Below are 11,909 nucleotides of genomic sequence, written 5' to 3' on the forward strand. Positions count from 1 at the left end.
TACATGCATATTTTGGGTTGCTGTCTGCGTACTGGCAGTCTAGTGTCTAGCTACTTCATTATGAAAAATAGTGCAGATAAGCACCTCGTGGCTGGGCGTCAGTTTGTTACCTACGCGACGGTTGTTACTGGCGCTTGTTGCAGGCCTGGGGTAGGGTAGGCGCATTTTTCTCATGGCCGTCAAGTGGTAACGACAGGCGGCAACGTATTCAGAGCATGGGCGATAGCGCCTGGGCAATAGGAAAGTGGAGCACTATGGGCAAGTCACTGGTCATCGTCGAGTCGCCTGCGAAAGCGAAGACGATCAATAAGTATCTCGGCAACGATTTCATCGTAAAGTCGAGCGTGGGTCACATCCGTGACCTGCCGACCAGCGGCTCAGGTAAGACAGCCTCCGATCCGAAGGAGCGCGCTCGCCAGGCTGCGGCAACACGTAAGATGTCGGCGGAAGAGAAAGCAGAGTACAAAAAGCGTAAAGCCCATGATCAGCTAATTAGGCGGATGGGGATTGATCCGGATAATGGCTGGGAAGCACGCTACGAAGTGCTCCCAGGTAAAGAAAAGGTTGTCGCGGAATTAAAGAAGCTGGCTGAAAAAGCGGATGCTGTTTATCTCGCGACGGATTTGGATCGCGAAGGGGAGGCGATTGCCTGGCATTTACGCGAGACGATTGGTGGTGATGACAGTCGCTATAAGCGCGTTGTATTTAATGAAATAACCAAAAATGCCATTCAGGATGCGTTTAAGTCGCCAGGGGCGTTAAATATTCCCCGCGTGGAAGCGCAACAAGCGCGCCGCTTTTTGGACCGCGTGGTTGGTTTTATGCTTTCTCCTTTGCTGTGGGCCAAAATTGCCAGAGGCTTATCAGCAGGTCGTGTTCAATCTGTTGCCGTTCGTTTAATCGTTGAGCGTGAACGAGAAATTCGTGCGTTTATTCCTGAAGAGTTTTGGGATGTCCACGCCGATCTCGCGTCCCCGGATGGGGAGTTAGTCAGGTTTGCGCTGGTGCGTCAGGATGGTAAGCCCTTCCTTCCTACCTCCGAAAAAGACACGCTTACACGCATTGAGCAACTGCGTAAAGCCAAGCTTGCGATTACCTCCCGTGAAGACAAACCGACGAGCTCCAAGCCTACCGCGCCGTTTATTACCTCAACGTTGCAGCAGGCTGCTAGCGGCCGATTAGGGTTCTCGGTTAAGAAAACCATGACCATGGCCCAGCGCCTCTACGAAGCTGGCTACATTACCTACATGCGTACCGACTCCACTAATCTTTCAAAGGATGCGGTTGAGAGTGTTCGCTCATTTATTGATGAAGAGTACGGTGCACGCTATTTACCTGAGTCTGCTAACCGTTACAGCAGTAAAGAAAGCGCCCAAGAAGCCCATGAAGCGATTCGCCCTTCTAGCGTTGAACGGAAAGCGACTGATCTCTCAGGTATGGAGCGCGATGCTGAGCGCCTGTATGAGTTAATTTGGCGTCAATTTGTCGCTTGTCAGATGACGCCAGCGCAGTATCTTTCCAGTACGTTGAGCGTTGAGGTTGACGGTTACGATTTGCGTGCCAAAGGGCGAGTGCTCAAGTTTGATGGTTACACGCGGGTGATGAAGCCATCAGGTAAAAATGAAGATCAAAGCCTGGCTGATTTGCCGAAAGGCACGGCAATGTCGCTTGAAAAGCTTGACCCGCAGCAGCACTTTACAAAGCCTGCCCCGCGCTATACAGAAGCCAGCTTAGTAAAAGAGCTCGAAAAGCAGGGTATTGGCCGTCCTTCTACTTATGCTTCTATTATTTCCACGATTCAGGATCGTGGCTACGTAAAATTAGAGAGTCGCCGTTTTTATGCTGAAAAACTGGGTGATATTGTCACCGAACGGTTGAAAGAGTCTTTCCCGGATTTGATGGATTACTCGTTTACGGCTCGAATGGAAGATAGTCTGGATGAAGTTGCGGAAGGTGAGCGCAACTGGCAAGCCCTGTTGGATGCTTTCTATAGTGAATTTAGCCAAGAGCTCAGCAAGGCGGAAAGTGATGAGGGGATGCGGCCTAATCAGCCGGTCCCTACGGATATTGACTGTCCAAGCTGTGGCCGAAAAATGCAAATTCGTACGGCCTCTACCGGTGTCTTTTTAGGTTGCAGTGGTTATAACCTGCCGCCTAAAGAGCGCTGCAAAACCACCATTGATTTAATCCCTGGTGAAGAGGCCGTTGCAGAAGATGCGGGTGAAGAAGCAGAAACCAACGCGCTTCGTGCCAAGCGTCGTTGTCAGAAGTGCGGTACGGCCATGGATAACTATCTGATTGATGAAGGTCGCAAGCTGCATATTTGCGGCAATAGCCCTGATTGTGATGGTTATGAGGTAGAAACAGGTAAGTTTAAAATCAAAGGCTATGATGGCCCCATTATCGAATGCGATAAATGTGGTTCCGAGATGCAGCTTAAATCGGGTCGATTTGGTAAATACTTCGGCTGCACCAACAGTGACTGCAAGAACACACGTAAATTACTGCGTAGCGGCGATGTGGCACCACCCAAGATGGATCCGATACCAATGCCGGAACTAGCTTGCCAAAAAGTGGAAGATCATTATGTGTTGCGTGATGGTGCCAGCGGTTTATTCCTAGCGGCCAGCAAGTTTCCTAAAAATCGTGAAACTCGACCGCCGCTGGTGAAAGAGCTGCAAGCTCACGCCGATGAGCTACCAGAAAAGTACCACTTTATCCTAAAGGCACCCAGCGAAGACCCGGATGGCAGGCCTGCACAAATTCGTTATTCACGCAAAAATAAAGAGCAGTTCGTGATGACCGATGAAGAGGGTAAGGCAACCGGCTGGAAAGCGACCTTTGAGGCAGGTAAATGGCATGTGGAGGATAAGCGTAAGTGAGCCCACGTTCGCGAACCAATCAACTGCTCTACCAAGTTGAGCTTTTAGTGGGGCTGCCGTCGGGTGACGACGAACATGCTCAGGCTCGGCAAATAGCGATTGAAGAGAGCGCCCTGGCGCTCTTTGAGCTGGCGTTAAATTCGTTGCTTAAAGAAGTCACTGAGCATGCGCGCCTCAATGAGCATGGCTGGAAAGCGCTGCTTGATGAGCGAGGCCCAGCTGTTGCTGAGCTACAGCGCTTGCGCGATACAATGCGTCAGCCAGATAGCTGGTTGAATTGGTTGATAGGCCAAGTCGAGAAGCTACATAGTGATAACGGAGCAGGTCAGCGCACCGTACAAAATCCTTCTATGATTGCCGTCGGTAGCCAGACAACGCTTGCTAACCAGCTGTTAGCTAACCTTACCGCTGCTAAGCATGATATTGCCGCCTTACGTGAAACTAGCCAAGAGTGGTAACCATAGCGACAAATACAGTGCTTAGAGCGCGCAAATCGCAAAAGGAGATATAAATGCGCTATAACCAAGTCAAAGACTTAGTTGAGTGGGCCGCAAGCTATCATGGCGATATGGCGCGTCAATATCGCGCTGCTGCGGACTCAAGTGACCATCAACGTCTTGCCATGGCATTAACGTATTTAGCCGATAGTGAGTTGCGAATGAAAACTGGACTCGAAGCGCTGTTTAATGATGGCTCTGACCATCGTGAAGTGCTGGAGATATGGTTTGATGATCCTAGCGACTTTCCCCAGCCTCCTGAGCTTGAGGCGCTCGCTGAACAAACAGTGGCAGATTCTATCGATGAACTGACTCACATAGCGATTAAGTCGCATCAAAAGCTACAGCATCTTTATGAGCATCGTGCGTCACGTGCCAAGATAGAGCCAGAAGCAGCCTTCTTTAATGCCTTGGCAGAAGGGCATAACGCCGAAGCGCGTAAGCTCGTGACGAGCATGCAAGAATTCGAGGATATCTAGCCAGTAATTTGAGGGATAACTAGGTTAGTTTTACAAGATAAGAGTGGCAAGATAGCCTGAGAACGATTAACAGCGGCGCGGTTGTCAACCTTGTCGTATGGGCAGGTTATTTGGCTTATTAAGGCACTGACATTTGGTGCTGGAATAAGGTATAACGACTGCTACAAACGCTTTGTTGGCTGTTGATGCTGGCCTATATAGAGATTGACAATGATGCCCGTAAACCGTCGCCGTTTTTTAGCATTGGCGCTGGGCTGGCCCGCTGTGGCTAGCGCAGCGACTTCTAGCACTGTAAATGATTACGAACCCACAGATCTAGTGGAGACGCTGCTTTCGCGCGCCAATATTCCGCGTCACAGCAATGAGCTTTGGGTGTTAATTGATGATAAAGAAGCTACGCTGAGTATCTATCGCGGTAATACGGTGGTTGAACATTATTCACCCATATCGCTTGGGCGTGGTGGCGCAAAAACGCAGCGAGTCCGTGGTGATAATGTGACTCCACTTGGCGAGTTTCGAATAAACCGATTTAATTACGAAAGTCAGTGGCATATTTTTATAGGTATCGATTATCCTACGCCACCGCATGCACGCATGGCGCTCGAAAAAGGCATTTATTCTCAAGCAGATTATGATGCTTATTTTGATCACTATCGGCGTCACGGTGCTCCGCCGCAAAATACGGCATTAGGTGGCGCTATTGGTATACATGGTATTGGGGGTGGTGATCCAGATATTCATGGTCAATATCACTGGACCCAAGGCTGTGTTGCTGTCACCAATGAGCAGATTGAACAAGTTGCTTCGCTGGTAGGTGTTGGCACTCGCGTAGTGATCCGCTAGGCTGATGTGGTTAAAGGAAGTTCTAGGTTTTTAAATACGTGGCTATAGACAACCGCTGTGGTCTATTATAAAACAGCGTTTGACTTGCGTGTCTTGGACTTATGCCAAGCCACAAGTCGCTGTAAAGAACCTGCACCGCAGGTAGACAAAACTGGGCTAACACTTTAGCCTTAGGTTTGTCATACCCTTAATGTTGTACCCAAGGAAGACTCAAGGAGAACACTATGACTCTGAAGACTGCTCTGAAGATGACTGCCGCTGCCGCTTCTCTGGCAATCCTGGCTGGCTGTGCTTCTACCAGCGCTCTGGAAGAAGTTCGCATGACTGCTGAATCTGCACAGGCTGATGCCGCAGAAGCACGCAGCATGGCTTCACAAGCGATGAACACTGCAAACCAAGCTCAGCGCGATGCGCAAGCTGCGCTGCAGATGTCTGAGCAAAACCGTGAAGAAATGAACCGCATGTTCCAGCGCTCCATGCAGAAGTAATTCTGTTTGGGCCCTAAGCGTTAAACCTTAGGGTTGCTGTAGATGTAAAAAACCCCGCCTCGGCGGGGTTTTTTGCTCTTTGGATTTTTCTTCGATTAAGCTTCTTCCTCAGTTCGATTCGTTGTCGTAAGTTCAATTTCTTCTAATAAGCCATCAAGTTCTAACGTTTCTTCAGCAGGAGCCTTTTCTGGCGCTTGGGGGCCATAAAGCGCTACAAAGCGGCCATTTGGATTTTCCACTGCTAGCTTAACCTGAGCGTAATCCACTTCTGCTTGGTCTTCAGCGAGCTCGCTCACCCGCTCGATGGCATTAAGCAATGGCTCGAAATCGCCAACGTTTTCTTCAAGCTGAGGGAAAGACTGTACAAACAGTGTGCCGTCTGCTGCCCAGCCTGCTTTAAACGGTGCATCCATCAAGTTGACCTGAGTGCCACTAGGTAGGCGCTCATAGAGCGATTCGATATCTTCAGGATACATACGAATACAGCCGCGGCTTACCCGCATACCCACGCCTTCAGGGCGGTTAGTGCCATGAATCAGGTAACTAGGCATCGCCAGCAATATAGCGTGACGACCCAATGGGTTATTGGGGCCAGGGGGCACAATAGAGGGCGCTGGCTCGCCACGTGCTGCTGCTTCACGACGCATAGATGCTGGTGGTGCCCAGGCAGGATCTTTCACCTTTACTGTGGTGCGGGTGATACCAACAGGGGTGGCAAATTCTTCGCGGCCAACGCTGACAGGATAGGTTTCAACAATGCCTGGATTATCGGCTGGGTAATAGTAAAGTCGCAGTTCGGAAAGGTTGACGACTACGCCTTCACGAGGGGCGGGCGGCAAAATATAGCGTGCTGGTATAACAACTTCTGTTCCTTTTCCAGGCACCCACAAGCTGACGTCTGGATTCGCCATGCGGATTTCTTCATAGCCGATATTATGGCGCCGTGCGATGTCAATTAGTGTTTCTTCAGGGTTTTCTACGACGACGGTATAGTTTTCTCCAATAATGTCACCCGTCTCAGGTAGACGAAAATGGCCGCGTGGTAGCTCCCTTTGTTCTGCAAGCTGGTCAGCGGTGGCTAATGCTTCTTCGGTAAGAGCTGCTGCCCCTTCCGTTGTGGTATTAGGCGGCTGTGCATAAATAGAGCTAGAAAGGCTTGCCGTCAGCAAGACTGCTAGACTAGTTGGGGCCCAAACGTTATATAACCTGCGAATATTCATGGTGGTTCCTAATCAATTTATGCGCTAATCACTGCGCAGTTGCATTGCTATTAGCGATATGTCATTAGCGATAGTAGGCGGGCCGGGGATGGAGCCATTGTATAAGTTTGCCCCAAGGTTCACGCCGCCGCTACTTTTTGGTTGAGCGTTGTTAGCAGCGCTTCGACCTTTTCAAAACGCTGTTCGATAGTTTCCATTGGAAATTCAAATCGTAACGTGTCTGAGCCATCCAAACGGTAATGTTGAGGCGATTTCTGGATAAGTGTCACTAGCGTTAATGGGTCGACCTGAGTGGCGCTATTGAAAAGGACGCGGCCACGATTTTCACCGGCTTCAATGCGCGCAACGCCCAGTTGTTCAGCACGGTGGCGCAGCCTAGTTTGACGTATCAGGTTTTTTAAAGGTTGAGGAAGGAGACCAAAACGATCAATAAGCTCCACTTGTAGTTCTTTGAGTTCCGCATCGCTCTGAGTGTTGGCGATGCGCTTATACATCACTAGGCGCTGTTGTACGTCATGAATATAGTCGTCTGGAATCAACGCTGGCAGATTGAGGCTAATCTCGACGCCGGTGTTGAAGGGGGCGTCAATGTTAGGCGTTTTGCCCGCACGTATTGCCTTCACCGCGCGATCCAGCATTTCCATATAAAGCGTGTAGCCGATGGTTTCCATTTGGCCGCTCTGCTCGTCGCCTAGCAGCTCGCCAGCGCCGCGAATTTCCATGTCGTGACTTGCCAGGGTAAAACCAGCGCCCAGATCATCAGAAGCGCTAATCGCTTCAAGACGTTTAACGGCATCTCGTGTCATTGCTTTGGGGGGCGGTGTTAGTAGGTAAGCGTATGCTTGATGGTGGCTGCGGCCAACGCGTCCACGTAGCTGGTGTAGCTGGGCCAGACCGAACTTATCGGCGCGCTCAATCAGAATTGTGTTGGCGCTGGGTACGTCAATGCCGGTTTCTATAATAGTCGAGCATACAAGTACATTGAAGCGACGATGATAGAAGTCTGACATGACTCGCTCAAGGCTGCGTTCTGGTAACTGGCCGTGAGCGACGGCTACTCGCGCTTCTGGCACCAGTTCGCGAATTTGTTCGGCGGCGTTTTCAATCGTTTTGACTTCATTATGCAAAAAATAGACTTGTCCGCCGCGTAGTATTTCACGCAGTAGGGCCTCTTTAATGATGCTACTGTCTCGCTGTTGCACAAACGTCTTGACCGATAAGCGCCGTGCTGGCGGGGTGGCAATAATCGAAAGGTCTCGGATACCGCTCATGGCCATGTTAAGGGTGCGCGGAATCGGTGTCGCCGTTAGCGTCAAAATATCGATTTCGGCGCGTAGCGTTTTGAGTTTCTCTTTCTGCGCGACCCCAAAACGGTGTTCTTCATCGATAATTAAGAGCCCCATTTTGGGAAGCTCAACGCTTTTAGACAGCAGCTTATGGGTGCCAATTACAATGTCAGTCTGCCCATTCTTGATGCTTTCCAGGGTTTGCGTCGTTTCTTTGCCACTGGTGAAGCGTGAGATAAGGCTAATGTTCACGGCGGTGTCAGCAAAACGGTCTCGGAAGTTTTCAAAATGCTGGCGAGCTAACAGGGTAGTGGGCACAAGCACTACCACTTGGCGACCGGTCTGGACGGCCAGAAATGCAGCGCGCATCGCGACTTCGGTCTTGCCAAAACCTACATCGCCACAAACAACGCGATCCATTGGTTGAGCAGAGACCATGTCGCTAATAACTGCTTCGATAGCGGCATGTTGGTCGGGGGTTTCTTCAAATGGGAAGCTGGCAGAGAAGCGGACATACTCCTCTCCAGGTGTATCATAAATAAACCCTTCCTGAGCCTCTCGCCGAGCGTAGATATCTAACAGCTCGGCGGCAGTGTCTCGGATTTTCTCAGCTGCTTTGCGGCGTGCTTTTTCCCATTGGTCAGAGCCTAGTCGGTGTAGCGGGGCGAGCTCGTCATCAGCGCCGCTATAGCGAGAAATAAGATGCAGGCTATCGACAGGTACATAAAGCTTGGCACCGTCGGCATATGAAAGGGCTAAGAATTCATTAGCCTGACCACCAGCTTCAAGGGTTTCCAGCCCCAAATAGCGGCCTACGCCATGTGCTTGGTGCACAACTGGGGCACCTTCTCTCAGCTCGGAAAGGTGCCGCACGGCCAATTCATTGTCGTCGGTGGCTTTTTCTCGTCGCCGGCTCTGGCGCACTACATCGCCAAATAGCTCAGTCTCGCTAATCACTGCGACATCAGGCTCGGTAAGCCACAAGCCACTACCTACCAAGCTTTCAGTTATAGCAATTCGATCAGTGCTGCTTAAAAAGTCTTGGAAGCTGTTGATATGAGGCAGCGTTAATTTAAGCGGCGCTAGTATTTCTTCTAACGCTTCTCTGCGCCCCCTTGATTCGGCAACAAACAGAACCCGCGTAGCGTGCTGTGTATTTAAAAAGGCGGCTAGTTCATTCAGCGGTTGCTTGGCGCGAGCGTTAATTGCAAGTGAGGGTAGTGCCTGGGCTTTCGGCGCCAGGGCATGACGCTGTGTATCGTCTTCGGTGAGTTCGATTCGTGGGCGTGCTTTAATCGCCGAAAAAACGTCATTCACGGGAATGAACGCGCGAAGAGGCGGTAAAAGAGGACGTGTTGGATCAACACCTAAATTTTCGTAGCGTGATTCAATCGAGCGCCAGTGCTGTTCAGCTGCTTCGAACACGCCGGGTAATAGTGCCACACGGGTGTCATCGGTGACGTGCTCAAATAAAGAAGCAGTTTCGTCGAAGAACAGCGGTAAATATTGCTCCAGACCTGGCGAGGGAATCGCTTTCAGCGCATCGTTATAGAGTGGGCACTGGCGCGGATCAACATCAAAAAGCGTTTCAAACTGTTCTCGAAAACAGGCAATAGCGCTGCGGCTTAATGAGTACTCATGCGCTGGTAGTAGCTCAATCACACCGACTTTGTTGGTGGATCGCTGATTACCGGGGTCAAAATGGCGTAGCGTATCGATTTCGTCATCAAACAAATCAATACGAATTGGCTCATCCATGCCCATGGCGAAAAGGTCAATGATGGCACCACGCATGGCGTATTCACCAGGCTCGTAGACCGTTTCTACAGCACGATAGCCTGCTCGGGAGAGCGACTCGCGAAATGCTTCCCGTTTTAGCTTTGCGCCTTCTTTCAACGTCATAACGCGCCCAGCTATATATGACACGGGGGGAAGCCGCTGCATTAATGTATTAATTGGCACCAGAACAATGCCGCGTACCCCATCCTGCAATAATCGTAGGGTGCGTAGGCGTGACGATATAATATCCTGATGCGGGGAGAAGCTGTCATAAGGCAGCGTTTCCCAGTCTGGGAAGGGCAAAACGGGCACATTACTGTAGAACGCCAGATCCTGTTCCAATCGTTGCGCGCTGGCAGTGTTGGGCGTAATGACCAATAATGGTGCGCTTAAGGCGACCTGGGCCAGTGCCAGGGCAGTTGCACTGCCCGGCGGCGCTGTTAGGTAAAGCGTGTCGCGTGTCCCTTTTGGCTGGGGCGGTTCGAGCAGAGAAAAAGAAGGCATAGTCACGGTATCGTTTTTGCGCTGAAACGGAAACTGGATCATACACGATCAGTACTTTCAGGCAGAGGCCTATGCAAAGCAAACACAGGTTACGGAAGCCTGCAAGGTACAGACGTGCAGGAGTCATGAGGTACACAAGCTACCTACTGTTTCGTGTCGTGTGTCGATACATTGTTGCAGCTTGTAGTCAATTCGTTTTTTCTGTAATACCCCTACATGGTGTGCGACTATCCATTCATTGCGACATGTAGGTAAGCCCAGGATAATGTTCTAAGAAATTTCTTTTCACTACCCAATGAGGCCGCACGTGAGTCAGCAAGCTCTCGAAAACGTTTTTCAGGAATGGCAAAGCAACGAAGCTCTGGCTGAGCAAATGATACCGTTGGTGGGTCAGTTGTATCGTCAGAACAATGTTGTCGCCACTATGTTTGGTCGTTCCTTGATTAAGCGGTCAGTCATTCGCATCCTCAAAGATCACCGTTTTGTGCGCAAAATTGAAGGGACCGAGTTATCTGTCGAAGATACGTTCCCCATTGTGAAAGCAATGAGTGAGATGAATCTTGGTCCTGCCCATGTTGACGTTGGCAAGTTAGCAGTTAATTTTAAGCGCCAAGGCGGTGGTGACCTTAGTGCTTTCCTGCGTAAAGAGCTTGCTGAGATTATTGATGGTTTTCAGCCGAACGGTAGCAAAGGCGAGCCTCAAGACGTCGTTCTTTACGGTTTTGGGCGTATTGGCCGCTTGCTTGCACGCGTGATGGTTGAGAAGGCGGGTGGTGGTAACTTGCTGCGTTTGCGGGCGATTGTTGTACGTGGCCGTGGTGATGTTGCTAAAGATCTTGAAAAGCGTGCCAGCTTGCTGCGCAGAGACTCGGTGCATGGTCCCTTTGATGGCACCATTTCAGTCGATGTTGAAGCGCGCACGTTGATCGTTAATGGTAACGTGATTCAGGTTATTTACGCCGACTCTCCCAGTGAGATTGATTACACCGCTTACGGCATCAATAACGCTGTTATCGTTGACAACACTGGTATTTGGCGTGATGAGGCGGGTCTGGGTCAGCACCTGGAATGCAAGGGCGCTAAGAAAGCATTGTTAACAGCGCCGGGCAAAGGCGATATTAAAAATATCGTATTTGGCATTAACCACGAAACAATTGGTGATAATGACCAAATTGTGTCGGCAGCCTCCTGTACCACCAACGCCATTGTGCCAGTGCTGAAAGCACTGAATGATGAGTATGGTGTGGTGACCGGCCACGTAGAGACAGTGCACGCCTATACTAACGATCAAAACCTTATCGATAATTACCACAAGGGTGATCGTCGTGGTCGTAGTGCAGCACTTAATATGGTACTGACCGAAACAGGTGCAGCAAAAGCCGTTGCAAAAGCGCTTCCCGAGCTTGAGGGTAAGCTAACGGGCAATGCCATTCGTGTGCCAACACCCAATGTATCTATGGCTATTTTGAATCTGACCTTGGAAAAGGGCACCGATGCTGCAGCGCTGAATGACTACCTGCGTCGCATGTCGATTGACTCTTCTTATCAGAAGCAAATTGACTTTGTAGATTCCGCTGAAGTTGTATCGTCTGATTTTGTTGGTAACCGCCATGCGGGTATCGTTGACGCTAAAGCTACTATTGCAAACGGTAATCATGCTGTTGTGTATGTGTGGTATGACAATGAATTTGGCTATAGCTGCCAGGTTATTCGTATCCTTCAGCATATGTCGAACGTAAAGTTTCTGAAGCTGCCCCATCAAACCGTTTGATCACTAACTGCATGTAAGCAGCTGCTCTAGCGCTGTGGAGCATGAAGTAACGTAAAACGCCACCTTCAGGTGGCGTTTTTTGTGGCGAAAACAAATCTACTTAAAGCGTATATAGCACTTTCGGAGGCCGTCAGGGATGTGGTCATTGGCCGCGCTTATC

At 50.2% G+C, this 11,909-nt stretch carries 8 protein-coding genes; 6 read left to right on the forward strand and 2 right to left on the reverse strand.

What is annotated here, in order from left to right:
- The first annotated feature begins 254 nt into the window (after positions 1–254).
- From topA to CR46_RS0101040, 5 genes are all read left to right on the forward strand, one after another.
- On the forward strand, positions 255–2,882 hold the full coding sequence (topA, locus tag CR46_RS0101020) for a type I DNA topoisomerase (protein WP_030069262.1): 2,628 nt from the start codon (positions 255–257) through the stop codon (positions 2,880–2,882).
- Positions 2,879–3,340, forward strand: a complete 462-nt coding sequence (locus CR46_RS0101025; protein ID WP_030069265.1) for a DUF6586 family protein — start codon at positions 2,879–2,881, stop codon at positions 3,338–3,340. The genes topA and CR46_RS0101025 overlap by 4 nt, the downstream gene beginning before the upstream one ends.
- A 53-nt stretch (positions 3,341–3,393) precedes the next feature.
- Positions 3,394–3,858: a hypothetical protein gene (locus tag CR46_RS0101030; RefSeq protein WP_030069267.1), complete on the forward strand. Its 465-nt coding sequence runs from the start codon at positions 3,394–3,396 to the stop codon at positions 3,856–3,858.
- 210 nt (positions 3,859–4,068) lie between these two features.
- Positions 4,069–4,701 carry a L,D-transpeptidase family protein gene (locus CR46_RS0101035; protein ID WP_030069269.1) on the forward strand — a complete coding sequence of 211 codons (633 nt, stop codon included), beginning with the start codon at positions 4,069–4,071 and terminating at the stop codon, positions 4,699–4,701.
- A gap of 224 nt (positions 4,702–4,925) precedes the next feature.
- The gene (locus tag CR46_RS0101040) at positions 4,926–5,189 is read left to right on the forward strand and encodes an Lpp/OprI family alanine-zipper lipoprotein (protein ID WP_030069272.1); all 264 of its coding nucleotides are present in this window, start codon (positions 4,926–4,928) and stop codon (positions 5,187–5,189) included.
- Between the two features lie 95 nt (positions 5,190–5,284).
- On the opposite strand, the gene CR46_RS0101045 is transcribed toward CR46_RS0101040, so the two are convergent.
- Both CR46_RS0101045 and mfd read right to left on the reverse strand, forming a co-directional pair.
- A complete protein-coding gene (locus tag CR46_RS0101045) occupies positions 5,285–6,409 on the reverse strand; it encodes a L,D-transpeptidase family protein (RefSeq protein ID WP_030069273.1) in 1,125 nt (374 codons plus the stop codon).
- A gap of 119 nt (positions 6,410–6,528) precedes the next feature.
- Positions 6,529–9,978, reverse strand: coding sequence for a transcription-repair coupling factor (mfd, locus tag CR46_RS0101050; RefSeq protein WP_030069276.1), 3,450 nt, complete (start codon positions 9,976–9,978; stop codon positions 6,529–6,531).
- 307 nt (positions 9,979–10,285) lie between these two features.
- Here mfd and CR46_RS0101055 point away from each other — a divergent pair, with 307 nt between their 5' ends.
- Positions 10,286–11,749, forward strand: a complete 1,464-nt coding sequence (locus CR46_RS0101055) for a glyceraldehyde-3-phosphate dehydrogenase (protein WP_035536117.1) — start codon at positions 10,286–10,288, stop codon at positions 11,747–11,749.
- Positions 11,750–11,909: the final 160 nt, after the last annotated feature.

This window comes from Vreelandella neptunia (genome assembly GCF_000712975.1).
Taxonomy (GTDB): Bacteria; Pseudomonadota; Gammaproteobacteria; order Pseudomonadales; family Halomonadaceae; genus Vreelandella; species Vreelandella qaidamensis.